Here is a 25,442-nt window from a genome sequence, read left to right on the forward strand (position 1 = left end):
ATTCTTTTTTATTGTCTTGGTCTTCTACGCGTTGAGGCGTTTGCCTGTCGCATCGTCGAACAGATGAACCAGCGACGGATCTGGCTTCAGCCGGACCTTGTCGCCCGGGTTGAACTGGTGACGCTCGCGGAATACCGCGACGACCTGCTCGCCGCCGACCTTGGCGAACACCTGCGTCTCCGAGCCGGTCGGCTCGACAACGATGATCTCGGCCTCGGCGCCGTCATCGGCGATGGTGAAATGCTCCGGCCGCACGCCGTAGACCGCGGGACGGCCGTCGGACGCAGCGGGTGCGTTCTTGAGCGGCAGCTTGACGCCGTTCGGTCCCTCGAAGGTCGCAACGCCGTTGACGCGCACATGGCCCTTGAGGAAGTTCATCGCGGGCGAGCCGATGAAGCCGGCGACGAATTGGTTGTCGGGCTTGTCGTAGAGCTCGAGCGGCGTGCCCATCTGCTCGACGATGCCGTCATGCATGACGACGATCTTGTCGGCCATGGTCATGGCCTCGATCTGGTCGTGGGTGACGTAGACGGTGGTGGTCTTCAGCCGCTGGTGCAGCTCCTTGATCTCGGTGCGCATGGCGACGCGCAGCTTGGCATCGAGGTTCGACAAAGGTTCGTCGAACAGGAAGACCTGCGGATCGCGCACGATGGCGCGGCCCATGGCGACGCGCTGGCGCTGGCCGCCGGAAAGCTGGCGCGGATAGCGATCGAGCAGCGGCGACAGCGCGAGGATCTCGGCGGCGCGCTTGACGCGCTTGTTGATCTCGTCGGAGCTCGCGTTCCGCAGCTTCAGCGAGAAGCCCATGTTGTCGGCGACCGTCATGTGCGGATAGAGCGCGTAGTTCTGGAACACCATCGCAATGTCCCGCTCCTTGGGCTGGACATTGTTGACGACGCGGTCGCCGATCGAGATCGTGCCGGAGGTGATGTTCTCGAGACCGGCCAGCATGCGCAGCAGCGTCGACTTGCCGCAGCCGGAGGGGCCAACCAGGACGACGAACTGGCCATCCTCGATCGGGATCGTCACGCCGTGCAGGACTTCAAAATTGCCGAACGATTTCCGCACGTCGCGGATTTGCACAGACGACATCTAGCTCCCTCCTCGAAAGTCCACGACGCCTCTTGCGCCGCGACCGTCTTGTTTTCAGACTTCGCCAACCCGAAGCCCGAACTTAGCAGGCGACATTGTCGGCAGTTTGTGCGGTTTTGGCAATTTGTCTTTGGTTAGTCGTTGCTGGTAGCGCTGTCAACGATCCTTTGGTTTCGACATTGGCTATGCTAAGAGCAACGAATGGGTCGAAAACGCACCAAGTCAGGCAAAATCCGGCTGGCCGAAGTCGCCGAGCTTGCCGGCGTCAGCCCCATCACCGCGTCCCGCTTCTTCCGTAATCCGGAGGCGCTGTCGGTCGCCAAACGGACGCGGGTCGAAAGCGCGGCCAAGGAGCTCGGCTATGTGCCCAACCTTGCGGCACGCGCCCTCGCCTCGCAGCGCACCGAAGTGATCGGCGTCTTGATCCCCTCGCTCACCAACAACGTGTTCTCCGACGTGCTGCGCGGCATCTACGATGCCTCCGAGGGCAGCCGCTACTCGATCCAGTTGTCCAACACGCGCTACAGCATCCTCCAGGAGGAGAAGCTGCTGCGCCTGTTTCTGGCGCAGAAGCCGGCCGGTCTGATCGTGACCGGCATCGACCAGACCGCGGAATCGCGCGCGATGCTGGAGGCCGCCGACTGCCCGATCGTGCAGATCATGGAGATCGGCCCCAATCCGGTCGACATGATGATTGGCTTTTCCCACTATGATGCAGCCCGCGCGGCGGTTGCGCACCTGTTCGCGCAAGGCCACCGCAAGATCGGCTTCGTCGGCGCGCGCATGGATCCCAGGGTCCAGCGGCGGCTGGACGGATATGTCTCGGCCATGAAGGATGCCGGCCTGTTCGAGCAACGCCTCGTCGTCACCACGGCGACACCAACCTCGGTGACGCTCGGCGGCGCCCTGTTCACCGATCTCTTGGCGCGGGAGCCCGGTCTCGATGCGGTGTTCTGCGCCAATGACGATCTCGCGCTCGGCGTGCTGTTCGAATGCCGGCGCCGGGAGATCGCGGTACCCGAGCAGATCGCGATCGTCGGCTTCAACGACCTGGAATTCATGGCCTCCGCCGTCCCCACGCTCACCAGCGTGCGCACCAACCGCTACGAGATGGGCAAGACCGCCGCCACCATGCTGATCGATGCGATCGACGGACGACGGCCGGAGCAGCCGGTGCTCGATCTCGGTTTCAAGGTGATCGAGCGACAAAGCTCGTCGGCACGTCGCTTGGACAATCGGCCAGTGTCATCGGGCGCGGGCACGGCGAACAAAATGGTAGCGTTACCAAGCAGCCATGACTAGTATCGGACTTGTGAGGAAACGACCCGCCAACGGGCAGGCCCATCACCGCTCACACCGTTGGGCATCGCACAAGCCGACAGCACAAGACGGACGCCAGTGCGTTTGCATTGCAGGAGAAACCAATGACAAAAAAGCCAACCAATGGGCACGCGGGCGCCGGTAACGGCACGCGCCGCCACCTCCGCTCGCAGGAATGGTTCAACAACCCGCATAATCCGGGCATGACCGCGCTCTATATGGAGCGTTACCTGAACTACGGCCTTACCCGCGCCGAGCTGCAGTCCGGCAAGCCGATCATCGGCATTGCCCAGACCGGCAACGATCTCTCCCCCTGCAACCGCCATCATATCGAGCTGGCGCACCGCGTCCGCGAAGGCATCCGCGAGGCCGGCGGCATCGCGATGGAATTCCCGACCCACCCGATCCAGGAGACCGGCAAGCGCCCGACCGCCGCGCTCGACCGCAACCTCGCCTATCTCGGCCTGGTCGAGATCCTCTACGGCTATCCGCTCGACGGCGTGGTGCTGACCACCGGCTGCGACAAGACCACGCCGGCCTGCATGATGGCGGCCGCCACCGTGAACCTGCCCGCGATCGTGCTGTCGGGCGGCCCGATGCTGAACGGCTGGCATGACGGCCAGCGCACCGGCTCGGGCACCATCGTTTGGAAATCGCGCGAGCGGCTTGCCGCCGGCGAGATCGATTATGAAGAGTTCATGGAGATCGTGGCCTCCTCGGCGCCCTCGGTCGGCCATTGCAACACCATGGGCACCGCCTCGACCATGAACGGGCTTGCCGAAGCGCTCGGCTTCTCGTTGCCGGGCTGCGCCGCGATCCCCGCCCCCTACCGCGAGCGCGGCCAGATCGCCTACGAGACGGGAAAACGCATCGTCGAGATGGTGTGGGAAGACCTCAAGCCTTCGGACATCCTGACCCGCAAGGCCTTCGAGAACTGCATCGTGATCAACTCGGCGATCGGCGGCTCGACCAATGCACCGATCCACATCAACGCCCTCGCCCGCCATATCGGCGTCGAACTGTCGATCGACGACTGGCAGAAGGTAGGTCACGACGTGCCGCTACTGGTCAACATGCAGCCGGCCGGCTTCTATCTCGGCGAGGAATTCCACCGCGCCGGCGGCGTGCCGGCCGTGGTGCGCGAATTGATGAAGCACAAGCGCATCCACGAGGACGCGATCACCGTGAACGGCCGCGGCATCGGCGAGAACTGCAAGGACGCGCCCAAGCCCGACAACGACGTGATCTGGGCCTATGACAAGCCGCTGGTGAAGGATGCCGGATTCCTGGTGCTGAAGGGCAATCTGTTCGATTCCGCGATCATGAAGACCTCGGTGATCTCCAAGGAATTCCGCGACCGCTATCTCAGCAACCCGAAGGATCTGAACGCCTTCGAGGGCCGTGCCATCGTTTTCGAGGGGCCAGAGGATTACCACGAGCGGATCGACGATCCCTCGCTCGACATCGATGAACACTGCGTGCTGTTCATCCGCGGCACCGGCCCGATCGGCTACCCCGGAGGAGCCGAGGTCGTGAACATGCAGCCGCCGGCGGCGCTGATCAAACGCGGCATCCTGTCCCTGCCCTGCATCGGCGATGGCCGCCAGTCCGGCACCTCGGGCTCGCCGTCCATCCTGAACGCCTCGCCGGAAGCCGCCGCCAATGGCGGTCTTGCGATCCTCAAGACCGGCGACAAGGTCCGCATCGACCTCAACAAGGGCAGCGCCAACATCCTGATCTCGGACGAGGAGCTGAAGAAGCGCCACGCCGAGCTGAAGGCCAGTGGCGGCTTCAAGCATCCGCCGAACCAGACGCCGTGGCAGGAGATCTACCGCAACACCGTCGGCCAGCAATCGACCGGCGGGTGCATAGAGCTCGCCACGCGCTACCAGAACGTCGCCACAGCGTTTGGCGTGCCGAGGGACAATCACTGACAGCCACGCCGTCATTGCGAGCAAAGCGAAGCAATCCAGAGATTTGTCCACGGAGACAGTCTGGATGCTTCGCCGCACCAGTGCAAAATTGCTACGCAATTTTGTCACGGGCTTTTCGCAATGACGTGGCGTTGGCATTCGAATGAACACGAGGGAGAAGAAAATGGCAGACCGCCTCAAGGGAAAGCGCGCCGTCGTCACGGCAGCGGCAGCAGGCATCGGGCGCGCTTGCGCGATCGCATTCGCACGTGAAGGCGCAACCGTCATCGCCACCGACATCAACGAGGCCGGCATCGCTGGCCTGACCAAGGAAGGCATCGCGGAAGTGGCAAAGCTCGACGTCCGCAACACCGCAGACGTCAACGCCTTTGCCAAGCGTGTCGGCAAGATCGACATCCTGCTCAACGCCGCCGGCTTCGTGCACCACGGCACCATCCTGGAGTGCTCGGAAGAGGATTTCGATTTCTCCTTCGACCTCAACGTCAAGTCGATGCACCGGACCATCAAGGCTTTCCTGCCCGACATGATCGCGGGCGGCGGCGGCAGCATCGTCAACATCTCGTCCTGCGCGGCCTTGAGGCCGCCGGCGAACCGCTACGTTTACAGCTCGTCGAAGGCGGCAGTGTCGCTGCTGTCGCGCGCGGTCGCGCTCGACTTCATCACCAAGGGCATCCGCTGCAACTCGATCTGCCCCGGGACCGTCGAGACGCCCTCGATGCTCGATCGCGCCGCCGCGCAAGGACCGCAGGGCAAGGAGATGTTCATCTCGCGCCAAAAGATGGGCCGGCTCGGCACCGCCGAGGAGATCGCATCGATGGCGGTCTATCTCGGCAGCGACGAGAGCGCCTTCACCACCGGCGTCGACCTCGTCGTCGATGGCGGCTACATGCTCTGATCACTCCTCATCCCGAGGAGGCGCGCTAGCGCCGTCTCGAGGGATGGGCCACGGGCTCTATGGTTCGAGACGCGCGCAAATGCGCGCGCCTCACCATGAGGGATTAGGGAGCTAGTCAATGAACAAGATCGATCTCGATAGCCGCGTCGCTGTTGTCACCGGCGGCGCGCAGGGCTTTGGCCGCGCCATCACCGAGCGCTTCGTCGCCTCCGGCGCCAAGGTCGCGATCTGGGATTTTGACGCAGGCTTGGCCGAGAAGACTGCGAAGGAAATCGGCGACAACGTCAGCGTCTTCAAGGTCGACGTCACCGACACCGCTGAAGTCGAGCAGGCCCGCGATGCGACGCTGGCCGCCTTCGGCAAGATCGACATCCTCGTCAACAATGCCGGCATCGCCGGCACCAACAAGCCGGTCTGGGAGACCGATCTCGACGAATGGCGGAAAGTCCTGCGCATCAATCTCGACGGCCCCTTCATCTGCTGCAAGGCCATTGTGCCCGAAATGCTCAGGCAGAAATACGGGCGGATCGTGAACATCGCCTCGATCGCCGGCAAGGAAGGCAATCCGAACGCCTCGCATTATTCGGCGTCCAAGGCTGGCCTGATCGCGCTGACCAAATCGCTCGGCAAGGAGCTCGCCGCGCATGACATCCTGGTGAATGCGGTGACGCCGGCCGCAGCGAAGACCGCGATCTTCGACCAGATGACGCAGCAGCACATCGACTTCATGCTGTCGAAGATCCCGAAAGCGCGCTTCGTGAAGGTGGAAGAGCTCGCCGCGATGGTGAGCTGGCTCGCATCCGAAGATTGTGCCTTCTCCACCGGCGCGGTGTTTGATATTTCGGGTGGACGGGCGACCTACTGAGGCACGGGCCGTCCGAGGGGGGCGGACCATGCAATTCCGGCGACGTGACTTCGTGAAGCTCGCAGCGGGCGCGCTGCCGTTGCTGTCGCGCCCAGCGCTGGCGCAGCTCGCGCCCAACCCGCCGAGCATCCGCCCGCCCTCGCCGGCCGAGCGCGGCGCCATGGCGCGGCTCGCGCGCAGCTTCATGGACAAATACGACGTGCCAGCGCTGTCCTTTGCGATCGGCTATGCCGGCACTGTCGTCCACGAAGATGCTTTCGGGCTTGCCGATCGCGAGCGCAACGAGACCGTGACGCCGCGGCATCTGTTCCGGATCGCCAGCGTCAGCAAGATGATCACCTCGGTCACGATCTTCCGCCTGATCGAGGAGAACCGTCTCAAGCTGACGGATCGCGTGTTCGGCCCGGGTGCCCTGCTCGGCACCGATTACGGGCAGCGGCCCTACTCTGCCGGCATCGACCAGATCACGCTCGAGCATCTGTTGACCCATACCGGCGGCGGCTGGAGCAACGACAACCGCGATCCCATGTTCACTCATCCGCGGATGGATCATGCCGAGCTGATCGCCTGGACGCTCGCCAATCGGCCGCTGGACCGGCCGCCCGGCCAGCATTACGCTTACTCCAATTTCGGCTATTGCGTGCTGGGGCGCGTGATCGAGAAGCTCACTGGCCAGCTCTATGCCGAGCATGTCCACAGCGAGGTACTGGCACGCTGCGGCGTCACCGACATGACGTTGGCGGGCAACACGCGCGACCAGCGCCAGGCCGGCGAAGTCGCCTATTACGGCCAGGGCGAAAGCCCCTACGACATGAAAGTGAGGCGGATGGATTCCCATGGCGGCTGGATCGCGACGCCGTCGGATCTCGTCCAGTTCCTGATGCATGTCGACGGCTATACGAGGCCTGCGAACATCCTGCGGCCGCGCACCATCCAGGTCATGACGACAGCGCCCAGCTACAGCCCGGACTATGCCAAGGGCTTCTGTGTCAACAAATTCGGCAATTGGTGGCACAATGGCAGCCTGCCAGGCACGAGCACGATTGCCGTGCGCACCCATGGCGGCTTCTGCTGGGCCGCCTTCACCAACACCAGACGCGGGAATTCCAACATGGATAGCGATCTCGACAATCTCAACTGGAGCATGGCGCGCCAGGTCGGCGAATGGCGGGTGGCCTGAGCCATGATCCGGGAAGGCGGATGCCTGTGCGGCGCGGTGCGGTTCAAGGCGGAGGGCGAGCCGCTCAACGTCCGTATCTGCCATTGCCGCTTGTGCCAGAAGGCGATGGGATCGCCCTACTTCGCCCGCGCGCAATTTGATCAACGCGCGCTAACCGTCGAGGGCGAGACCGAGCGCTATGCGTCATCCGAGAACATCGACCGCGTGTTCTGCAAGCGCTGCGGCACGCGCCTGTTCTCCTGGCGCCGCAACGGCACGCTCGCGGGTGTCGCGCTCACCACGTTCGACGACCGCAACGCCTTTACGCCGACCGAGCACATCTGGGTGAGTGAGAAGCTCGCCTGGCTGAAGCTCGACGACGGTCTGGTGCAGTATCAGACGACGATCCCGACGTGAGGTCGCGATCAGCCTGAGGCACCGGCCGCTTCGACGCGCCGGCTCGTCGTGGTCGCAATCCAGATTCCGGCAAACACCGCGACGATGCCAGCGGCGAGATTCCACCGCAGCGGTTCGTGCAGCAACCAGGCGCCGACCAGCGAGGCCGTGATCGGGTTCACTGTCACCGAGATGGCGACGCGCGTCGGCGTCGTCCGCTCCAGCGCGAAGGCCCAGAGATAGAAGGTCAGCGCGGCGCCGAACGCTCCGAGATAGAAGGCCGCCAGCCATTGCGGCGAGCCGAAGCTTGCGACCGGCGCAAAGCTGCCGCGGCCATACGAGAGCAGGATGAGGCAGGCCGCGCCCGCCGCCATGCTCATCGTGGTGAAAGCGATCGGGCTGGAGCGGCGGATCAGCGGCTTCGACCAGATGCCATAGAGCGCCATGCACAGTGCCGCCGCCATCATCAGGAGATCGCCGCGCCAGGCACCCGGCGGCGCCGAGGTCAAGTCGGTGAGCAGCGCGACCGCAACGCCAAACGTGGCCATCACGACACCAATCGATTTGCGCCAGGTCAAAGCTTCGACACCGAGCACCGCCCCGATCACGAGCGACAGCAGGGGAACGCGTCGACAAAGCCAGCGCGCCACGCGCGGCGGTCGTGAAGATCAGCGAGGCGTTGAACAGGATCGGGAATACGGCGAAAAACAGAATGCCGAGCCCCGCTGCGGCAAGCCAGTCGCTTCGCCCCGGCCAGCGGTCGCCGCGCAGCATCGTCAGCGGCAACAGCAGCAGAAAGCCGAGGCCGAACCGGAACGAGCCGATCGCGAGCGGGTCGATGCTGCCCACGAGGTACCGCGTGGCGCCGATCGAGGTCCCGCCAAGGCCGCTCGACAGCACCGCGGCCAAAACGCCGAAAGTCTCGCTCACGCTTCCTCCCGTTGGTGCTTTGAAAGCAGCATACGAGGCGCGCCGAAACAGGGAATGGAGTTTCCGTCATGCTCGGATAAGTTTTCATCATGACCGCACCTGCTCTCGATCCCGACCTGCTGAAGGCGTTCGTCGCCGTCGCCGAACATCGCTCGTTCACACGCGCTGCCGCGACGCTCCACCGCACGCAATCGGCGGTGAGCGTCCAGATCAAGCGCCTGGAAGAGCGGCTTGGTGCAACGCTGTTTCAACGCACCAGGGCGGGCATCGTGCTGACCACGGCAGGCGCCGAACTCCTCGTCTATGCGCGGCGGCTTCTCGAGCTCAATGCGGAAGCCATCGATGCGCTCCGCGCGCGCAAGCACGCAGCCGTGGTCCGCCTCGGCGTGATGGACGATTACGGCACGATCGTCATTCCGCCCTTGCTGGCGCGCTTTGCCAAGAACCATCCGGACGTCAGGGTCGAGATCGAGACGGGACTGACGGCAACGATGCCGGCACGGCTCGGCGAGGCCTATGATCTGGTCATCGCCATGCACCCCGAAGGATACGGCGATGGCGAGCTGTTGCGGCGCGAGCAGGCGGTCTGGGCTGCGGCCGGGTCCTATCCAATCGGAGCACGCGCTACGTCGGAGCACGCGCTACGCTGCCGGTCGCACTCTACCCGCCCGGCTGCCTGTTCCGGCAATGGGCTACGGACGCGCTCGATGCCGCCCGCCTGCCTTGGCGCCTTGCCTTTGTCAGCCGCACGCTTGCGGCAGTCGAAGCGATCGCGGCGCAAAGCCTTGCGATTACGGTGGTGAAAGCCGGCACCCTGCCGCCCTGCCTGCATATCCTGTCGGACGGCCTGCCGCCGCTGCCGGGAGCGGACATCCGCCTCCACCGCGCGCGCAACCTGTCGCGCGCGGGCGGCCTGCTGGCGGATCATTTACAGCTTGGGATTTCGCAACCGGCGTCCCATATCCTGCCCTGACGCGTGCCCAACCACCGGATTGGCCGGGTTGGCTGCAAGGCCACGAGGCACAAACCGGGATACGAGCCGTGAACATTTCCCTTTATGACATTTCGGTGTGGGTGCTGCCGCTGGTGCTCGCCATCACCTTTCACGAGGCGGCGCACGCCTTCGTCGCGCACCGTCTCGGCGACGACACGGCCGCGCAGCTCGGCCGCGTCAGCTTCAACCCGATCAGGCACATCGACACGTTCGGCACCCTGATCCTGCCGGCGATGCTGCTGTTTGCGCATTCGCCGTTCCTCTTCGGCTACGCCAAGCCGGTGCCGGTCAATTTCCGCAAGCTGAACCATCCGAGGCTCGACATGGTCTGGGTGGCGCTGGCGGGCCCTGCCACCAACATCCTGCTGGCGCTCGCGGCGGCGCTTGCGCTGCACGCCCTGCCCTTCGCGCCGGCCGGCGCAGCGCAATGGATCTTCGACAACCTCAAGAATGCGCTTCTGATCAACGCGGTGCTGGCCGTGTTCAACATGCTGCCGATCCCGCCGCTCGACGGCGGCCGCGTCGCGGTCGGGCTCTTGCCGCCGCCGCTCGCCTGGCCGTTGGCCCGGCTCGAGCCGTTCGGTATGTTGATCCTGATCGGCCTCCTGATCCTGCTGCCGCTGGCGGGCTCGCAGTTCGGTCTAAATCTTGATGTTATTTCAGCAATACTGCGAACGTTGACCGGTTATGTGATTGAAGCTGTTCTCCTCCTGACCGGCAATGCGTAGTTGAAAAGTGACACCTGAACACGCCGAAAGGCTCGAGGCCGACTTGGTCAAAGCTGCCGATATGCTGATCGCGCGACGCGCGGACACCCGTGCCCGCGCCGATTTTGCCACCTGGAAGATGATGGCCAAGCTCAATGGGGCGTCTGCCCTGCCTCCGGAGGCCCAGGAGTTCCTGGCGAGCTATCAAAACCTGCTGGCGCAGATGAGCGAGGGCGAGGCTACCGAGGCCACTATCGGCGCGATCTACAAGGCCTACTATGCCGAGATGGGCGGCGCGGGAACCGCGCCTGACGTCCGCCCCCGCCAGGCCGAGCCGGCCGCAGACAATGTTACCGCTTTCCGCCGCCCGGCGCCGAAGCCGAAGAAGGCCAGCTTCTTCGGCCCGGCCACATCCAGCGGAAGCCAGAAGCGGCCATTGCCGGTGGCGCTGATCTTCGCCTGCCTGGTCGTGGTCTATGTCGGGATCCGGCTCTACTGGCGCTGACACGCCAACACGCCAGCCAAGATCTGAGCCAAGTTATTTCGGCTTCTTGAAGTTCACGGGCAGGCTGAAGGCGAACTGATCCGCCGTGAGCTCGGCCGGCGGAACCGGCACCGGGTCGGAGCGGCGGACCATCGAGACAGCCTCGTTATCGAAAGCCGGATCGCCCGAGGACTCCGTGACATCGACCGAGACCACGTTGCCGCGCCGGTTCAGCACCAGACTGAGCTTGACCGTCGTCGTCTTGCTCTTGTCCTTGGGATAGCGCTTGTGGAGCTCGAAATAGGCGCTGATCCGCTTGCCCCACTCCGCGGTCAGCTTCCGGATGTCCTTGCCGATGCCCTGATGGGGAGCGGCAGCCTTTTCGTCCTCGCGCGCAGTCTCGTTCAACGCCTGCTTGGCCGACTCGACCGAGTTCGGCGCCTCCTCGACGGCCTGGGTTTCGACCTTGGCGACCTTCGTGGTGTCCTCGACCGGCTTCTTGGAGTCGTTCTCGGTCACGAGCCGGTCGGGGTCCTCGGCCTCCTGCGGGATCTCCTTCGGGAGATCGGTCTCCTTGACCTCGGCCTTCTGGTCCATCTGCTGCGGCTGAAACTGCGAGGCCTCGCTATCCGGGCCCGGCGGCAGGTCCGTCTCCGGCAGCTTCGGCGAGGTCATTTCGACGGCAAATTCAGCACCATTGGCCCCGAGGCCGTCGTCGCCGTCGTTCGCCCGCAAGTTCGCCAGCGCCAGCGCGGCACCGCCAAGATGTAGGACGAGCGCCGCCACCGCGGCCAGAACCCAGAGCCACCGCGGCGTTTTCACCTCGGTCACAGGATCGGACATCGCGCCATACTCAAGGTTGGGGCGCCGCTTGCGACGGCCCAGCCGCCGCAGCAGGCGCTTCGAGTGCCACCAGCTTGACCCGAGAATAGCCGCCGGCACGCAGGATTTCCATGACAGCCATCAACTCGCCGTAGGGAACGGCGCGGTCGGCGCGCAGGAACACGTATTTGTCCTTGCTCATCTCGGACATGGCGTCGAGAGAGCCGATCAGCTCGGTCCGCTTGACCGGGTTCTCCCCGATCGCCAGGCTCAGATCGGGCTTGATGCTGACATAAGTCGGCTTATCCGGCTTCTTCTGCGGCATCGCGCTCGAGGTCGGCAGGTCGATCGGCAGATCGACGGTCGAGAGCGGAGCTGCGACCATGAAGATGATCAGCAGCACCAGGATGACGTCGATGAACGGCGTGACGTTGATGTCATGCGTTTCCGCGAAATCGTCGTCGTCATCGTTATCTGCGAGCGAAACGCCCATGGTTCACTCCGCCGCGCGTGAATGCGCGCTGCCGTGGCTGCGGTCGAGATCGCGTGACAATAGCCGCGCCGCCGCGCCCGAGGCACGGCTGACGAGCTCGAGATAGCCCTTCGTCATGCGCGAGAAGTGATTGTAGATGATGACGGCGGGAATGGCGGCGACGAGGCCGATCGCGGTGGCGAGCAGCGCTTCGGCGATGCCCGGCGCGACCACGGCAAGGTTCGTGGTCTGCGACTTCGAGATGCCGATGAAGCTGTTCATGATGCCCCAGACCGTGCCGAACAGGCCGACGAAGGGCGATGTCGAGCCGATGGTCGCGAGCACGCCCATGCCGACGCGGATGCGCCGCGCCTCCGCACGCACGATCTCCTGGAAGCTCGAGGCCGCGCGTTCCTTGATGCCGGCATCGCTGGACAGGCCGGCCGACATCCGCGCCTCGCGCAGCGCCGCCGCCAGGAAGGACGGCAGGATGCCCTCCTTGGCGCCAAGTGCCATCTGGGCTTCGGCGAGCGAGCGGGCCTCCGCGATCTTCCTCAGCGCCGAACGAAGCTTCCTTGATGCGACCGACAGCTCGATCGATTTGGCGATCAGGACGGTCCAGGTCATCAGCGAGGCGAAGGCGAGCCCGATCATCACCGCCTTCACGATGACGTCCGCCGACATGAACATCACCCAAGGCGACAATTCCTTCATGGCCGGGGCGATGCCTGCCACCGTATCGGGCTTTGCGGCCGCCGGCGCGGTGGCTGAAGGGGCCGCGGGCGCCGCCGTAGCCGGAGCTGCCGCGGGGGCGGGAGCAGCCACTGGGGCCGGGCTGGTCGCAGCCGGCTGAGCCGTCGCTTGTGCAGGGGCCGCCGGCGGGGTCTGGGCGGAAACAGGAGATGCCAGCCAGGCGGCCGTCAGGACGACAGCTGCAGCAAGGCTTGCTCGGAAGGACATGATCTTCATACTTCGGCCCAGTAGCGAATGAGATTGTGATAGATACCCGTCAATTTGACCGTTTCGGGATCGTCACGCCCGAGCCGTTCCACCAGCGCCTGTATCGCGGTGTCGAGGTCAAAGATCATGGTACGGGCTTGATCGTCCCGTATCATGCTCTGCAGCCAGAAGAAAGACGCAACCCGCGTTCCCCTCGTCACGGGCGTCACGAGATGCAGGCTAGTCGAGGGATAGAGCACGCAGTCGCCGGCTGGCAACTTGACTTCGTGCGAACCGTAGGTGTCCTCGATCACAAGTTCGCCACCATCGTATTCCTCCGGCTCGGCGAGGAACAGTGTCACCGACAGGTCTGTGCGGATGCGAAGGCCCGTCAGACGATCGCCGCGGATCGCATTGTCGACATGCAGCCCGAAATGGTGGCCGCTGTCCGCCGCATAGCGGTTGAACAGCGGCGGGAAGATCTGGAGCGGGATCGCGGCCGCCAGGAATCGCGGGTTCGCCGTCAGCGCCGAGATGATGCGATGGCCGAGCTTGCGTGCGATCTCGCTATCCGGCGGCAACTGCTCGTTGCGCTTGACCATTGCCGACTGCGCGCCGGCCGTGGAACGGCCGTCTTCCCATTCGCTGGCGTCCATGATGCGGCGGAACTCCGCCACATCATCCTTGCTCAGGACGCCTTCTATGCATGTCAGCATGGCCGCTCTTCGTCATCCCTCAGTAGCGCGCCGAGATCACCAGATAGGCGGCACGTCCCGGTGCTTCCAGCACGAAGGGCGCGGCGCTCTGGTACAGCGCGTCGTAGTAACGCTTGTCGAAGATGTTGTTGACGAACAGCTTCAGCTGCCAGTTCTGATTGATCTTCGCCTCCGCGAACGCATCGAAGCGCCAATAGCTCGGGATCGACGTGCCCTGGTTGGCGGCGAGGAAAGTGCCACCATAGATCTTCGAGCGATAGACGGCCTGGCCACCCAGCTCCCAGGTGTCATTCAACTGATACTTGCTGAGCAAGCTGAAGGACTGGTGGGCGATGTTGGACAACGGAAGGCCGACGTTCGTCCTGTAAAGAGTCGTATTGGCCGGCGGGATCAACGACTTGGTGACCTCCGACTGCATCAGCACGAGACCGCCGAAAACACTCCATTTGTCGGTGATCTTGCCGCCTACTCCAAGGTCGATGCCACTTATGCGGTAGGCTGCTCCTGCCGAGATACAAGAGACGGTGCCAGTCGTCGCGGTGTAGGGGCAGGCCGCAGTCGCAGTTGCAGCCGTGACGTTGCGAGACTCCCGCGCGTTCTCTTTCTCCGTCTGGAACAGGGCGGCCGTCAGCAGAAGGTGACGATCGAAAAGCTCCCACTTCGTGCCAAGTTCGATTGCCTTGTTCTTTTCGGGGCCGAAGATCTGCGTGGGATTACCATTTAGCACCGGAGCGAGGCCACCGTATTGCACGCTCGTCCCGTCGAATTCCGCGCCAACCGGGTTCGACGAGGTCGCGTAGGCGGCATAGACACTGCCGTTCGGGAGTGGCTTCAGCGTCAGGCCGAGGTTGAAGTTCGGCATCCCGTAATTTTGCTGCTGCTGACCGAAGACATTGGCAACGCCGTTGACGGTGCCATAGCCGCTCGTTTGGATGGTATAGTCGTCATAGCGAACGCCACCGTTCAGGATGAGCAGATCGTGATAGTTCGCGCTATCCATCGCGTAGACACTCTTGGTGTCGATCGTGATCTTGGTAGGCAGACCCGAGAGCCCTCCCGGGATTCCAAACGGGAGATTCGTGAATTGCGGATTGAACACGCTCACGCCGGAAAGTGATCCCGAGCCTGAGAAACCACCAGGAAGAGCTTCGGAGCTGAGACCGAGGTACTTATCGATCGACGATTTCTCGTGGTCGTATTCGAAGCCGGCCAGCGCGGTGTGCTTGAAGCCGACGCCGTCATTGAACTTGTAGGTCGCCTCCGTCTGATTAGCGATCACACTCGTGGCCTGGAAACGGCTTTGCGGATTGGCGCTGAGCGTCGAGGCCGAAAGCGGATTGGCGATAACTGGCGCCTCCGGAAGCGTACCGATGTAATTCTGTGTGGAATAGGAATCCCGGAACCTGTTGGTGATCAGCAAATCAGGTGTGATCTGCACCTCCGCATTGAGCGAACCGATGTCCTGACCGGTGCGATAGAAATCGCGGTTGACGAAGCCGTACCAGTTATTGCGGTTCGATCCGAAATCCGGAAACGGACCGCCGGCGGTGCTTGCGGTGCTCGGCCGATAGTAAGGCACACCGAAATCCGGAAGGCCGGTCAGTTCGGTATGAATGTAATTTGCCTGGATCTTGACCGCATCGACCGGCTTCCAGGTCGTGGCGACGAACGCGCCATCGCGATTGTCCTTCACGTAGTCACGCCCGGCGACGCCCGCGTCCTGAAACAGGCCGCCCGCACGCACCGACCAGGTCAGGTCGATCACTTGGTTGACGTCGAGCACCACGCGTTTCGTCCTGTCGGTGCCAAACGTGGTGTCCATATTGTAGAAGCTCTTCTCCGTCGTCGCCTGCTTGGTGACGATGTTGATCGCACCGCCAGCGGTGCCACGACCCGCGAAGGTCGAACCGGGGCCGCGCAGGATCTCGACCTGCTCGGTGAAGAAGTTTTCGCGGACGCTGACGCCGGCGTCGCGCACGCCGTCGATGAAGACGTCGTTGCGCGCGTCGAAGCCGCGGATGAAGAAGCGATCGCCGAAGGCATTGCCACCCTCGCCCGTTCCGAGCGTCACACCGGCCGTGCTCAGGATCGCCTGCTTCAGCGACGTGGCGTTCTTATCGGCGAGCACTTCCTTGCTGAGCACCGTGATCGACTTCGGCGTATCAACCAGCTTCTCCGGAAATTTGCCACCGGCCTGCACGTGATCGACCTTGTAGGGCGCGGCCGGATCGGCATAGGGATCGGCATCGGCGGGGCCGGACGGTGTGATGGGAGCAGCCTGCTGCGCCTGCTGGCGCTGCGCGGCGCGGCGAAGCGCATTGCGCGCGCGGACCTGGTCCGGCGTGGGCTTCGAAGCCGCCGGACGCGGGCGCTGAACCGGAGCATCGACCGTGACCGGCGGCAGATTCGACTGCTGCGCTTCCGCGCCGGTCGACACCGTCGCCGCCGCGATCAGGCTCGCGACCGTCGAGACCTTCTTGCCGGAAATGCCAGCGGACTTCTCATCCGCCACGTCGAACGCTACGACCGAACGCAACGATTTCGGTGCGACCACCTGCCCCATTACAACACGCCCCATCTTCTTGTTCGCTCATTCACTTCGATGAACGACGGGCTGTTGGTATCGGCGGCAAAATAGCGGGTCAATGCGGGCAAGCCGCGAGAACCCTTGAATACGTCAAGATCAAAACGATTCTAAACTGTAGTTTGAAACGGTTCTAAAAGGAGATTGGAGTCATTCTAAACGAGCGCGAAAAAGCACGTCGAATTCTGCATCGCGCGCACGGCTTCAGTCGCTGCTCGGCGGCTTCATCAGCGAGAACAATTCGTCGACGCTTTTCTGCGCGATCGCGCGCACACGATCGGTGTTCTCCAGCCCGGCGATGTTGACACCGTTGACGACGGCTTTGATCTCGTCGCGGAAGTCGGTGAGGAAGCGCAAGGGATCGCGCTGTTCGTTGGCGACCCGCGCGATCAAACCCGTGATCAAGATCTGACACGCGATCAGCTTGCCGTTCAATTCGTCCATCCTGCGCTCCCCTTGTGGCGGCGCCGATATGGACGATGCCGAATTTCCTGACAACCGAAACGGTCTGCGCGAGGTTTAGAACCGTTCTTGCAGAACCGTTCTTGGGCTCGCCTCCGCCGGACTTCCGCGTCGCATTTGGCTGTCGCGCACACCATCTCCGGGCATCGCACAAGGTTTGCACGCTGATCGTTCACGGTCGGAAAATGCAGCACTGCACACCGTGGCGCCATGGTGCTGCCCAGACCGTGCAAAGCTTTCCAATTGTTTAGGATTCTGCACTGATAGTGCTGTTTACACTGGAACTTGGCGTGTATTATACAAGCGCGCTGGAACCCTACGATTGCCCCATAATTCGTTTAAGTAGGGCACAAGAGCCGACACGAGACGATATGCAAAAGTCCCGGCCGATCCTCTGGATTCTGATCATCGCGGCCGTGGCCTCCGCGGGTTACTATGGTTGGCAGAAATACGGCTCGCCCGACGCCGGAAAAGCCCAGACAGCGCAGAAAGGACCGCCGCGCGCGCCCGCCGTTCCCGTCAGCGTCGCGCCGGTCCAGAAGGCCGATTTCCCCGTCTACCTCACCGGTCTCGGCACGGTGCAGGGCTTCAACACGGTCCAGGTCCGCACCCGGGTTGACGGCCAGATCGACAAGCTCGAGTTCAAAGAGGGCCAGATCGTCAACGAAGGCGACCTTCTCGTCTCGATCGATCCGCGTCCCTATCAAGCCGCGCTCGACCAGGCGAAGGCGAAGAAGGCGCAGGACGAGGCCAATCTCGCCAATGCCAATCTCGAGCTCCAGCGCGCCATGAAGCTCGGCGAATTCGCGACCGCGCAACGGGTCGATACCCAGCGCTCCACGGTCGCCCAGCTCACCGCGCAGATCGCCGCCGACGAGGCTGCGATCGCCAACGCCCAGACCCAGCTCGACTACACCCAGGTCAAGTCGCCGATCACCGGCGTCGCGGGCCTGCGCCAGGTCGACATCGGCAACATCGTCAACGCCTCCTCGCAGACTGGCATCGTCACGATCTCGCAGGTCGAGCCGATCTCGGTGATCTTCACCGCGCCGGAGGACCAGCTTCCCTATATCAGTGAAGGCCAGAAGGCCGGCGCGCTCAAGGTGATCGCCTTCACCACCGACGGCAAGAAGACGCTGGCCGAAGGCAAGCTCGCGGTCATCAACAACCAGGTCGACACGACCAGCGGGACTATTCGGCTCAAGGCGGTGTTCGACAACAAGGACCACGTCCTGTGGCCGGGGCAGTCGGTGTCGACGCGCCTTCTGGTCCGCACTCTCAAGGACGCGACCGTGGTCCCGGATGATGCGGTTCAGCATTCCACCAACGGCCTCTACGCTTATACCGTCAACCAGGACAACAAGGCCGAAGTGCACAAGATCAAGGTCAGCTACGCCATCGACGGACGTTCGGTCGTCGACGAAGGCTTGAGCCCCGGCCAGCAGGTCATCACGGGTGGTCAATTCAAGGTGCAGCCCGGAAGCCTCGTCTCGACGACGGTGGCGAGCTCGGATCCGGCCCAGAACAAGGTACGACAGGAATGACCGAGGGCGGGATTTCGGCACCTTTCATCCGTTATCCCATCGGCACCTCGCTGCTGATGGCCGGCATTCTCTTTGTCGGTCTCGTCGCCTACCCCCTGCTGCCGGTCGCGCCGCTGCCGCAGGTGGACTTCCCGACCATCCAGATCACGGCCAATTTGCCGGGCGGCAGCCCCGAGACCATGGCTTCCTCGGTGGCCCAGCCGCTGGAGCGCCAGTTCGCGCAGATCCCCGGCATCGCCCAGATGACCTCGACGAGTTATCTCGGCACGGCCTCGATCACCATCCAGTTCGACCTCAACCGCAGCATCGACGGCGCCGCCAACGACGTGCAGGGCGCGATCAACGCCGCCAGCGGCCAATTGCCCAAGAACCTGCCCTCGCCGCCGACCTACCGCAAGGTCAACCCGGCCGACGCGCCGATTCTGCTGCTGTCGGCAACGTCAGAGACGCTGCCCTTGACCAGCGTCAGCGACGCCGTCGACGCCCAGCTCGCCCAGCAGATCAGCCAGCTCTCGGGTGTGGCCCAGGTCTTCATCGGCGGCCAGCAGAAACCCTCGATCCGCATCCAGGTCGATCCGGCAAAGCTGGTGGCCAAGGGCCTGTCGATGGAGGACGTGCGCAGCCAGATCGCGATCACCACGGTCGACAGCCCCAAGGGCAATATCGACGGCGAGAAGCGCGCCTACACGATCTACGCCAACGACCAGCTGACCCAGTCCAAGGACTGGAACGACGTCATCATCGCCTATCGCAACGGCGGTCCGTTGCGCATACGCGACATCGGCCAGGCGGTCAGCGGCCCTGAGGACGCCAAGCAGGCGGCCTGGGCCAACGGCAAGCGCGGCGTGTTCCTCGTCGTGTTCAAGCAGCCGGGCGCCAACGTCATCGAGACCGTCGACCGGATCAAGGCGACCCTGCCCCGCCTCGTGGCCGCAATCCCGCCTGCGATCAAGATCGAGCTCATCAGCGACCGCACCACCACCATCCGCGCCGCGGTCGAGGACGTGCAGTTCACGCTGCTCTTGACCATCGCCCTCGTGGTCATGGTCATCTTCATCTTCCTGCGCAGCTTCTGGGCGACCGTCATTCCGACCGTCACGGTTCCGCTGGCGCTGCTGGGCGCCTGCGCCCTGATGTGGGTGTTCGGCTATTCGCTCGACAATCTGTCGCTGATGGCGCTCACCATCGCGGTCGGATTCGTCGTCGACGACGCCATCGTGATGCTGGAAAACATCACGCGCTACATCGAGGAAGGCGAATCGCCGATGGCGGCGGCCTTCCGCGGTTCCAAGGAGATCGGCTTCACGATCGTCTCGATCAGCATCTCGCTGGTCGCGGTGCTGATCCCGCTGCTGCTGATGGGCGGCATCATCGGCCGTCTGTTCCGCGAATTCGCCGTCGTCCTGGCAATGACGATCTTCGTCTCGATGTTCGTGTCGCTGACGCTGACGCCGATGATGGCCTCGCGCTTCCTGCGCGCCCATGGCGAGGTGACCCACGGCAAGTTCTACCAGTGGAGCGAACGCGCCTTCGACGGAATGCTGCGCGGCTACGGATACGTGCTCGACCATGCCCTGGCCTGGCGGCGCACCACGCTCGTGATCTTCTTCGCCACGCTCGGCCTCTCGGTCTATTTGTTCGTGCTGATCCCGAAGGGTTTCTTCCCGCAGCAGGACGTGGGCCTGATCACCGCGACCTCGGAAGCCTCGCAGGACATCTCGTTCAAGGAGATGCAGCGGCGGCAGGTCGAGCTCGGCAAGATCGTGATGGAAGACCCTGACGTCGCCACCATCGCGATGAACATTGGCGGCAGCGGCCGCGCCGGCAACAACGGCAACATGTTCATCACCCTGAAGCCGCGCAACGAGCGCGAGGCCTCGGCGCAGCAGATCATCGCGCGGCTGCGTCCCAAGCTCGAGAAGGTGTCCGGCGCCCGCCTGTACATGCAGGCGGCGCAGGACGTCCGCCTCGGCGGCCGGCCGACGCGCACGCAGTTCGAGTTCACCCTGCAGGACGCCGATCTCGCCGAGCTCAACGACTGGGCGCCGAAAATCCTCGCCAAGATGCAAACGCTGCCGGAGTTGCGCGACGTCGCGACCGATCAGCAGACCCAGGGCACCACGGTCCAGCTCAAGATCAACCGCGACACCGCCTCGCGCTACGGCATCCAGCCGCAGCTGATCGACGACACGCTGTATGACGCGTTCGGGCAGCGTCAGGTGACGCAGTATTTCACCCAGCTCAACACCTACAAGGTGATCCTGGAGATCCTGCCAGAGATGCAGGGCAGCCTCGACAGCCTGAACAAGCTCTATCTGAAATCGCCGCTGACCGGCGACCAGGTGCCGCTGTCGACCTTTGCGACCTGGACCACGGATCCGGTCCGCCCGCTCTCGATCAGCCACCAGGGCCAGTTCCCGGCGATCACGATCAGCTTCAACCTCGCCCAGGGCGTCGCGCTCGGCCAGGCCACCGAGGCCGTGCAGAAAGCGATGGCCGATCTCAGCGCGCCGCCGACGCTGAACTCGAGCTTCCAGGGCACCGCGCAGGCGTTCCAGCAGTCGCTCGGCACCGTGCCGCTGTTGATCCTCGCCGCGCTCGTCGTGGTCTATCTGATCCTCGGCATCCTCTACGAGAGCTACATCCATCCGATCACGATTCTGTCGACCCTGCCCTCGGCGGGTGTCGGCGCGCTCGCGATCCTGATGGCGGCCGGCTTCGACTTCAGCCTCATCGCGTTGATCGGCATCATTCTGCTGATCGGCATCGTGAAGAAGAACGGCATCATGATGGTCGACTTCGCCATCGCCGCCGAACGCGACGAGCACAAGACGCCCGAGGAATCGATCCGGCAGGCCGCGCTGCTCCGCTTCCGCCCGATCATGATGACGACGATGGCAGCATTGCTCGGCGGCGTGCCCTTGATGCTCGGCCACGGCACAGGCGCCGAGATTCGACAGCCGCTCGGCTACGCCATGGTCGGTGGCCTGATCGTCAGCCAAGCGCTGACGCTGTTCACGACGCCTGTGGTCTATCTCTATCTCGACAAGCTCAACAACTGGTTCTCCGGCTGGGGCCGTTCGGGTGACGGCGAAGGCCGCGAGACGCACGAGCACCGTACCGTCAAAGAAGCCGCCGAGTAGCATTGCGAGCAGCCTTGCGCCGCGGCTGCCGCGACGCTACAGCGAGGCCCTCGGTTCACGCCAACGCGGTTTCGTCATGCTCCTGCAATCCAGACTTGTCGCCCTCGCTGCTGCCGTCCTGCTGTCGACCGGCGCCGCGTACGCCCAGCAGGGCGCCAAGAAGAACGCAGCTCCTGCCGCCGCGCAGCCCGCTCCCGCCCCGACGCAGCAACCGGCAGAAGGCACTCCGGGACAGCCGGGCTGGATCGTCCGCTGCACCAGCGCCAGCCGCGATGCGCCGCTGGAATGCGCGATGGAGCAGAACGCGGTGTTGACCAAGACCGGCCAGACCGTCGTGCTCATCAACATCCGCGTCGCGCCCGACACCCGCACGCCGATCGCGCTGCTGCAATTGCCGCTCGGCCTCAACCTGCCCGTCGGCGCCAAGCTCCAGGTCGACGAGGGCAAGACGTTCGACCTTCAGATCCAGACTTGTGAGAACCGCGGCTGCTACGCCTCGACGCCGATTGCAGCCGACCTGCTCGCCGCCCTGCGCTCGGGCAAGCAGCTCAAGGTCTCCTTCCAGAACATGGCCAAGGAGACGATCGCGATCCCGATGCCGCTGAACGATTTCGCGACAGCCTACGACAAGATCAAGTAACGGCCTCGCCGGGGCTGAGATCGCTCAGTCCACCCCGAGATAGGCCTTCTGCACCTGCGGGTCTTCCGCGAGCGCCGCGGCCGTGCCTGACAGCACGCTCTTGCCGACCTGGAGCACGGTGGCAAAGTCCGACACCTCCAGCGCGAGTTCGATCGACTGCTCGGCGAGCAGGATGGTGAGGCCCTCGCGATGCAGGCGGCCAAACGTCTCGTACATGGATTCGACCACGGCCGGCGCGAGACCGAGCGACGGCTCGTCCAGCATCAGGAGCTTCGGATCGCTCATCAAGGCGCGGCCGACCGCAAGCATCTGCCGCTCGCCGCCGGACATAGTGCCGGCGCGCTGGTTGCGGCGCTCCTTCAGACGCGGAAAGATCTCGTAGACGCGCTCCAGCAGCGCCGTCTGGCGCGATTTGTCGTGCAACGGCGTCGCGCCGAGCATGAGGTTGTTTTCGACGCTCTGTTGCACGAACAGCCGCCAGCCTTCCGGCGACAGGGCGAGCCCCTTGCGCACGATCGCAAAGGCCTTCTGTCCCGCAATCTCCTCGCCGCGGAAGCTGATCGATCCGGAATGCACGGGGATGAGGCCGGCGATCGCGTTCAGCGTCGTGGTCTTGCCGCCGCCATTGGAGCCGAGCAGCGCGACGACGCTGCCTTCGGGCACCTCCAGCGACACATCGGAGACGCCGATGAGGTCGCCATATCGCACTTCGAGGTGCTCGATCCGCAGAAGCGCTCCGCTCATAGGTCCGGCCCGCCCATCAGCTCAACCGGAGTGTGGCCGGCGGCGGCCTTGGCCGCGCGCGTGCCGAGATAGGCCGCGATCACCGCCGGGTTCGCGGTGACCTCGCGTGGGCTCCCGCGGGCGATCTCCTTGCCTTGATGAAACACCATCACGCGGCTCGCCAGCGACATGATCACTTCCATGATGTGCTCGACGATGACGAGCGTGATGCCGGAGTGATGGATGTCGCGGACGAGATCGATCGCGAGCTTCACCTCGTTGGCGTTGAGGCCGGCCATGGCCTCATCGAGCAGCAGCAGTTTTGGCTCGGTCGCAAGTGCGCGGGCGATCTCCAGCCGCTTGCGGCCCGGCGTGCCGAGCGAGCGTGCCGGCGCATCCGCAAGACGGCTCATGCCGACACGCTCGAGCACGGCGCGCGCCTTCGCTTCGGCCTCCTTGCGATGCGAGGTGCGGAGGAAGGCGCCGATCATGGCGTTCTCCAGCACCGTCATGCCCTCGAACGTCTGCGGCACCTGGAAGGTACGGGCAAGACCGAGGCCGGCGCGCTGCTCCGGCGTGAAGTCGGTAATGTCGCGGCCTTCGAACAGCACGCGGCCGGAGGTGGCCTCGAGGTCGCCGGTGAGGCAGTTGAAGAACGTGGATTTTCCCGCGCCGTTCGGGCCGATCAGGCCGAGAATGTCGCCCTGCTCCAGCGTGACGGACGCATCGTCCACCGCCTTGAAGCTGCCGAACGCTTTTGTAATTCCGCGCGCCTCAAGGAGCATGGCTTGCTCCCTTCTCAGTCTTGCGCTTGCTCCGTCCCGTGAGCAGGCTGAGCAGGCCGCCGGGCTGGAAGCGCGCGATCAGCACGATGATCGCGCCATAGACCACGAAAGTGAGGCCGGCGCCCTTGCCACCGAGCCAGCTATTGGAGATCTCCTCCAGCGGCACCAGGATCGCGGCTCCCACCAGCGGACCGAACAGCAGCCCTGCTCCTCCCAGCGCCGCCATGATCAGGATCTTCACCGAGATCAGGATGCCGAGCCCGGACTCTGGATCGACGAAGCCGAACATCATCGCATAGAGCGCACCGGCAACGCTCGTCAGCGCTGCACTCAGCATATAGGCGTAAAGCTTGGTGCGGCTGGCAGGCGCGCCGAGGGAGCGCGCGGCGCGTTCGGAATCCTTGATCGCGCGCAGGTAAAATCCCATCCGGCTGCTGGTCATCCACCAGGTGATGAGCAGCGTGATCACGAGGACGGCGAGGAACAGATAGTAGTACGGCAGCGACGACAGGAATGAGAGATCGAAGATGTTGCGCGGCACGGCTGGACCGGAGAGGCCGACGGCCGCGCCCAGCCATTCGGTGTTGGTGACGATGAGCCGCATGGTCTCGGCGACGGCAATCGTCGCCATGCTGAAATAGTGGCCTGACAGCCGCAGCGTCGGCACGCCGACGATCGCGGCGAGCCCGACCGCCAGCACGATGCCGCCGGGAATGCCGAACAGCGGCGACAGGCCGAATTTGGCGTAAGACCCCATCGCGGCATAGGCGCCGCAGCCGAAGAACACGACATGACCGACCGAGACCTGCCCGGCATAGCCGCCGACGATGTTCCATGCGGAGGCCGCGATGGCATAGAGCAGCACCAGCGCGCCGAGGCGTTGCTGGAACGGCGATGACAGCAGCAGCGGATAGGCGATCGCGAATGCCGCGACGGCCGAGAGCCAGATCCAGCGCCGCATCACGTCTTCCCCATCAGGCCCTGAGGCCGAAACCAGAGGAAGAACAGGAACAGGACATAGACGACGATGTCCTTGTAGACCGCGCCGATCAGATAGCCCGAGAGCGACTCGATGACGCCGATCAGGAGGCCTGCGACGAGCGCGCCCGGCACGCTGCCAAAGCCGCCGAGCGACACCGTGACGAAGGCGACGATGCCGAGCGTCTCACCGACGGTCGGCACGATGTAGAAGAAGTTCGCAATCAGCGCACCTGCGAGCCCCGTGGCGCCCGCCGCGATCGCCCAGGCGATCGCCTGCATGCTGTCGGGCCTGATGCCCATGAGCTGGGCCGCAGTCTGGTCCTCCGCCACCGCCAGCATCTTCGAGCCGAGCGAGGTCCGCGTCAGCAAGAGATGCAGGCCGAGCGTCACCAGCAGCGCGACGACGCCGGCCAGCAGCCGCGAGGCCTCGATGCGCAGGCCCGCGAATGCATAGGTGCCCCCGACGATGTTCGGCGGCATCGACAGGAAATTGGCGCCGAACCACCAGAACACGGAATAGCGCAGCAGCAGCGCGAGCCCGAAGGTGCCGAGGATCTGGGCCAGCATCGGCCCCTTCATGATGTCGCGGATCAGGCCGAAATAGACCACAACGCCGACGGTCGCGAGCACCAGCGTCGCCAGCGGCGCGCCGACGATGGGCCCTCCTCCCATCAGCGTGTAGACGACATAAGCGACGTACATGCCGAGCATGACGAAGTCGCCATGCGCGAAATTGACGATGTTCATCATGCCCCACACCAGCGTGAGGCCGGAGGAAAACAGGGCGTAGACGGCGCCAAGCAGCAGCCCGCCGACGATCACCTGCACGAGAACGAAGGACATGAGCCGCGTTGC

The 25,442-nt window shown here is 64.1% G+C and carries 24 protein-coding genes and 1 pseudogene; 13 read left to right on the plus strand and 12 right to left on the minus strand.

Going from position 1 to position 25,442, the window contains the following annotated elements; genetic code table 11:
• Nucleotides 1-24: 24 nt before the first annotated feature.
• Entirely contained in the window at nucleotides 25-1,092 is a 1,068-nt protein-coding gene (locus ACVWY3_RS13910) for an ABC transporter ATP-binding protein (protein WP_027557397.1), read from the minus strand.
• A 201-nt stretch (nucleotides 1,093-1,293) separates the two neighbouring features.
• Between ACVWY3_RS13910 and gntR the strand changes: the two genes are divergently transcribed.
• The 6 genes from gntR to ACVWY3_RS13940 all read left to right on the plus strand — a co-directional run bounded on the left by gntR (nucleotide 1,294) and on the right by ACVWY3_RS13940 (nucleotide 7,682).
• Nucleotides 1,294-2,394, plus strand: coding sequence for an HTH-type transcriptional regulator GntR (gene gntR / locus ACVWY3_RS13915; RefSeq protein ID WP_456838957.1), 1,101 nt, complete (start codon nucleotides 1,294-1,296; stop codon nucleotides 2,392-2,394).
• A 122-nt stretch (nucleotides 2,395-2,516) separates the two neighbouring features.
• A complete protein-coding gene (locus ACVWY3_RS13920) occupies nucleotides 2,517-4,346 on the plus strand; it encodes an IlvD/Edd family dehydratase (RefSeq protein WP_456838958.1) in 1,830 nt (609 codons plus the stop codon).
• A 163-nt stretch (nucleotides 4,347-4,509) separates the two neighbouring features.
• Nucleotides 4,510-5,241, plus strand: a complete 732-nt coding sequence (locus ACVWY3_RS13925) for an SDR family oxidoreductase (protein ID WP_130362352.1) — start codon at nucleotides 4,510-4,512, stop codon at nucleotides 5,239-5,241.
• A 118-nt stretch (nucleotides 5,242-5,359) separates the two neighbouring features.
• The gene (locus ACVWY3_RS13930; protein WP_456838959.1) at nucleotides 5,360-6,106 is read left to right on the plus strand and encodes an SDR family NAD(P)-dependent oxidoreductase; all 747 of its coding nucleotides are present in this window, start codon (nucleotides 5,360-5,362) and stop codon (nucleotides 6,104-6,106) included.
• A 28-nt stretch (nucleotides 6,107-6,134) separates the two neighbouring features.
• On the plus strand, nucleotides 6,135-7,286 hold the full coding sequence (locus tag ACVWY3_RS13935; protein ID WP_456838960.1) for a serine hydrolase domain-containing protein: 1,152 nt from the start codon (nucleotides 6,135-6,137) through the stop codon (nucleotides 7,284-7,286).
• Between the two features lie 3 nt (nucleotides 7,287-7,289).
• Entirely contained in the window at nucleotides 7,290-7,682 is a 393-nt protein-coding gene (locus ACVWY3_RS13940; protein ID WP_456838961.1) for a GFA family protein, read from the plus strand.
• Between the two features lie 8 nt (nucleotides 7,683-7,690).
• Here the strand turns inward: ACVWY3_RS13940 and ACVWY3_RS13945 are convergent.
• Nucleotides 7,691-8,591: pseudogene (locus tag ACVWY3_RS13945) on the minus strand (DMT family transporter).
• Nucleotides 8,592-8,680: 89 nt separating this feature from the next.
• On the opposite strand from ACVWY3_RS13945, the gene ACVWY3_RS13950 reads away from it, so the two are divergent.
• The 4 genes from ACVWY3_RS13950 to ACVWY3_RS13965 all read left to right on the plus strand — a co-directional run bounded on the left by ACVWY3_RS13950 (nucleotide 8,681) and on the right by ACVWY3_RS13965 (nucleotide 10,797).
• A complete protein-coding gene (locus ACVWY3_RS13950; protein WP_456838962.1) occupies nucleotides 8,681-9,394 on the plus strand; it encodes a LysR family transcriptional regulator in 714 nt (237 codons plus the stop codon).
• A complete protein-coding gene (locus ACVWY3_RS13955; protein WP_456838963.1) occupies nucleotides 9,391-9,564 on the plus strand; it encodes a hypothetical protein in 174 nt (57 codons plus the stop codon). The genes ACVWY3_RS13950 and ACVWY3_RS13955 overlap by 4 nt, the downstream gene beginning before the upstream one ends.
• A gap of 68 nt (nucleotides 9,565-9,632) precedes the next feature.
• Nucleotides 9,633-10,313, plus strand: a complete 681-nt coding sequence (locus ACVWY3_RS13960) for a site-2 protease family protein (RefSeq protein ID WP_456838964.1) — start codon at nucleotides 9,633-9,635, stop codon at nucleotides 10,311-10,313.
• Nucleotides 10,314-10,374: 61 nt separating this feature from the next.
• Nucleotides 10,375-10,797, plus strand: a complete 423-nt coding sequence (locus ACVWY3_RS13965) for a hypothetical protein (protein ID WP_456843360.1) — start codon at nucleotides 10,375-10,377, stop codon at nucleotides 10,795-10,797.
• Between the two features lie 33 nt (nucleotides 10,798-10,830).
• On the opposite strand, the gene ACVWY3_RS13970 is transcribed toward ACVWY3_RS13965, so the two are convergent.
• The 6 genes from ACVWY3_RS13970 to ACVWY3_RS13995 form a co-directional block, all read right to left on the minus strand.
• Nucleotides 10,831-11,619 carry an energy transducer TonB gene (locus tag ACVWY3_RS13970; protein WP_456838965.1) on the minus strand — a complete coding sequence of 263 codons (789 nt, stop codon included), beginning with the start codon at nucleotides 11,617-11,619 and terminating at the stop codon, nucleotides 10,831-10,833.
• 10 nt (nucleotides 11,620-11,629) lie between these two features.
• Complete coding sequence (gene exbD, locus ACVWY3_RS13975) at nucleotides 11,630-12,091, minus strand: TonB system transport protein ExbD (protein WP_456838966.1); 462 nt, start codon at nucleotides 12,089-12,091, stop codon at nucleotides 11,630-11,632.
• 3 nt (nucleotides 12,092-12,094) lie between these two features.
• Nucleotides 12,095-13,039 (minus strand): tonB-system energizer ExbB, encoded by a 945-nt coding sequence (gene exbB, locus ACVWY3_RS13980; RefSeq protein WP_456838967.1) that lies wholly within the window; start codon nucleotides 13,037-13,039, stop codon nucleotides 12,095-12,097.
• The gene (locus ACVWY3_RS13985) at nucleotides 13,036-13,725 is read right to left on the minus strand and encodes a Fe2+-dependent dioxygenase (protein ID WP_456838968.1); all 690 of its coding nucleotides are present in this window, start codon (nucleotides 13,723-13,725) and stop codon (nucleotides 13,036-13,038) included. Before ACVWY3_RS13985 ends, exbB begins: the two co-directional genes overlap by 4 nt.
• A gap of 19 nt (nucleotides 13,726-13,744) precedes the next feature.
• Nucleotides 13,745-16,288 (minus strand): TonB-dependent receptor, encoded by a 2,544-nt coding sequence (locus ACVWY3_RS13990; protein WP_456843361.1) that lies wholly within the window; start codon nucleotides 16,286-16,288, stop codon nucleotides 13,745-13,747.
• Nucleotides 16,289-16,513: 225 nt separating this feature from the next.
• Nucleotides 16,514-16,753, minus strand: coding sequence for a hypothetical protein (locus ACVWY3_RS13995; protein WP_456838969.1), 240 nt, complete (start codon nucleotides 16,751-16,753; stop codon nucleotides 16,514-16,516).
• Nucleotides 16,754-17,142: 389 nt separating this feature from the next.
• On the opposite strand from ACVWY3_RS13995, the gene ACVWY3_RS14000 reads away from it, so the two are divergent.
• The 3 genes from ACVWY3_RS14000 to ACVWY3_RS14010 all read left to right on the plus strand — a co-directional run bounded on the left by ACVWY3_RS14000 (nucleotide 17,143) and on the right by ACVWY3_RS14010 (nucleotide 22,098).
• Entirely contained in the window at nucleotides 17,143-18,315 is a 1,173-nt protein-coding gene (locus ACVWY3_RS14000; protein WP_456838970.1) for an efflux RND transporter periplasmic adaptor subunit, read from the plus strand.
• Entirely contained in the window at nucleotides 18,312-21,458 is a 3,147-nt protein-coding gene (locus ACVWY3_RS14005) for a multidrug efflux RND transporter permease subunit (RefSeq protein ID WP_456838971.1), read from the plus strand. Before ACVWY3_RS14000 ends, ACVWY3_RS14005 begins: the two co-directional genes overlap by 4 nt.
• A 76-nt stretch (nucleotides 21,459-21,534) precedes the next feature.
• A complete protein-coding gene (locus tag ACVWY3_RS14010; protein ID WP_456838972.1) occupies nucleotides 21,535-22,098 on the plus strand; it encodes an invasion associated locus B family protein in 564 nt (187 codons plus the stop codon).
• Nucleotides 22,099-22,122: 24 nt separating this feature from the next.
• Here the strand turns inward: ACVWY3_RS14010 and ACVWY3_RS14015 are convergent, their stop codons facing one another.
• From ACVWY3_RS14015 to ACVWY3_RS14030, 4 genes are read right to left on the minus strand one after another with little or no spacing between them, the layout of a single operon-like run.
• The gene (locus ACVWY3_RS14015) at nucleotides 22,123-22,842 is read right to left on the minus strand and encodes an ABC transporter ATP-binding protein (RefSeq protein ID WP_456838973.1); all 720 of its coding nucleotides are present in this window, start codon (nucleotides 22,840-22,842) and stop codon (nucleotides 22,123-22,125) included.
• Nucleotides 22,839-23,606, minus strand: a complete 768-nt coding sequence (locus ACVWY3_RS14020) for an ABC transporter ATP-binding protein (protein ID WP_456838974.1) — start codon at nucleotides 23,604-23,606, stop codon at nucleotides 22,839-22,841. Before ACVWY3_RS14020 ends, ACVWY3_RS14015 begins: the two co-directional genes overlap by 4 nt.
• Nucleotides 23,596-24,567: a branched-chain amino acid ABC transporter permease gene (locus tag ACVWY3_RS14025; RefSeq protein ID WP_456838975.1), complete on the minus strand. Its 972-nt coding sequence runs from the start codon at nucleotides 24,565-24,567 to the stop codon at nucleotides 23,596-23,598. The genes ACVWY3_RS14020 and ACVWY3_RS14025 overlap by 11 nt, the downstream gene beginning before the upstream one ends.
• Nucleotides 24,567-25,430 carry a branched-chain amino acid ABC transporter permease gene (locus tag ACVWY3_RS14030; RefSeq protein ID WP_456838976.1) on the minus strand — a complete coding sequence of 288 codons (864 nt, stop codon included), beginning with the start codon at nucleotides 25,428-25,430 and terminating at the stop codon, nucleotides 24,567-24,569. The genes ACVWY3_RS14025 and ACVWY3_RS14030 overlap by 1 nt, the downstream gene beginning before the upstream one ends.
• Nucleotides 25,431-25,442 lie beyond the last annotated feature (12 nt).

The sequence above is a fragment of the Bradyrhizobium sp. USDA 4486 genome, from assembly GCF_054057995.1.

What these genes read in the sequence shown, in the direction of transcription:
- ACVWY3_RS14025 (WP_456838975.1), bottom strand. Translation starts at nt 24,567, where the DNA reads ATGCGGCGCTGGATCTGGCTCTCGGCCGTCGCGGCATTCGCGATCGCC.
- ACVWY3_RS14005 (WP_456838971.1), top strand. Translation starts at nt 18,312, where the DNA reads ATGACCGAGGGCGGGATTTCGGCACCTTTCATCCGTTATCCCATCGGC.
- ACVWY3_RS13985 (WP_456838968.1), bottom strand. Translation starts at nt 13,725, where the DNA reads ATGCTGACATGCATAGAAGGCGTCCTGAGCAAGGATGATGTGGCGGAG.
- ACVWY3_RS13950 (WP_456838962.1), top strand. Translation starts at nt 8,681, where the DNA reads ATGACCGCACCTGCTCTCGATCCCGACCTGCTGAAGGCGTTCGTCGCC.
- ACVWY3_RS14000 (WP_456838970.1), top strand. Translation starts at nt 17,143, where the DNA reads ATGCAAAAGTCCCGGCCGATCCTCTGGATTCTGATCATCGCGGCCGTG.
- ACVWY3_RS13995 (WP_456838969.1), bottom strand. Translation starts at nt 16,753, where the DNA reads ATGGACGAATTGAACGGCAAGCTGATCGCGTGTCAGATCTTGATCACG.
- ACVWY3_RS14015 (WP_456838973.1), bottom strand. Translation starts at nt 22,842, where the DNA reads ATGAGCGGAGCGCTTCTGCGGATCGAGCACCTCGAAGTGCGATATGGC.
- ACVWY3_RS13990 (WP_456843361.1), bottom strand. Translation starts at nt 16,288, where the DNA reads ATGGGGCAGGTGGTCGCACCGAAATCGTTGCGTTCGGTCGTAGCGTTC.
- ACVWY3_RS14010 (WP_456838972.1), top strand. Translation starts at nt 21,535, where the DNA reads ATGCTCCTGCAATCCAGACTTGTCGCCCTCGCTGCTGCCGTCCTGCTG.
- ACVWY3_RS13935 (WP_456838960.1), top strand. Translation starts at nt 6,135, where the DNA reads ATGCAATTCCGGCGACGTGACTTCGTGAAGCTCGCAGCGGGCGCGCTG.
- ACVWY3_RS13920 (WP_456838958.1), top strand. Translation starts at nt 2,517, where the DNA reads ATGACAAAAAAGCCAACCAATGGGCACGCGGGCGCCGGTAACGGCACG.
- ACVWY3_RS14030 (WP_456838976.1), bottom strand. Translation starts at nt 25,430, where the DNA reads ATGTCCTTCGTTCTCGTGCAGGTGATCGTCGGCGGGCTGCTGCTTGGC.
- ACVWY3_RS13970 (WP_456838965.1), bottom strand. Translation starts at nt 11,619, where the DNA reads ATGTCCGATCCTGTGACCGAGGTGAAAACGCCGCGGTGGCTCTGGGTT.
- ACVWY3_RS13930 (WP_456838959.1), top strand. Translation starts at nt 5,360, where the DNA reads ATGAACAAGATCGATCTCGATAGCCGCGTCGCTGTTGTCACCGGCGGC.
- ACVWY3_RS13925 (WP_130362352.1), top strand. Translation starts at nt 4,510, where the DNA reads ATGGCAGACCGCCTCAAGGGAAAGCGCGCCGTCGTCACGGCAGCGGCA.
- exbB (WP_456838967.1), bottom strand. Translation starts at nt 13,039, where the DNA reads ATGAAGATCATGTCCTTCCGAGCAAGCCTTGCTGCAGCTGTCGTCCTG.
- ACVWY3_RS13940 (WP_456838961.1), top strand. Translation starts at nt 7,290, where the DNA reads ATGATCCGGGAAGGCGGATGCCTGTGCGGCGCGGTGCGGTTCAAGGCG.
- gntR (WP_456838957.1), top strand. Translation starts at nt 1,294, where the DNA reads ATGGGTCGAAAACGCACCAAGTCAGGCAAAATCCGGCTGGCCGAAGTC.
- exbD (WP_456838966.1), bottom strand. Translation starts at nt 12,091, where the DNA reads ATGGGCGTTTCGCTCGCAGATAACGATGACGACGACGATTTCGCGGAA.
- ACVWY3_RS14020 (WP_456838974.1), bottom strand. Translation starts at nt 23,606, where the DNA reads ATGCTCCTTGAGGCGCGCGGAATTACAAAAGCGTTCGGCAGCTTCAAG.
- ACVWY3_RS13965 (WP_456843360.1), top strand. Translation starts at nt 10,375, where the DNA reads ATGCTGATCGCGCGACGCGCGGACACCCGTGCCCGCGCCGATTTTGCC.
- ACVWY3_RS13910 (WP_027557397.1), bottom strand. Translation starts at nt 1,092, where the DNA reads ATGTCGTCTGTGCAAATCCGCGACGTGCGGAAATCGTTCGGCAATTTT.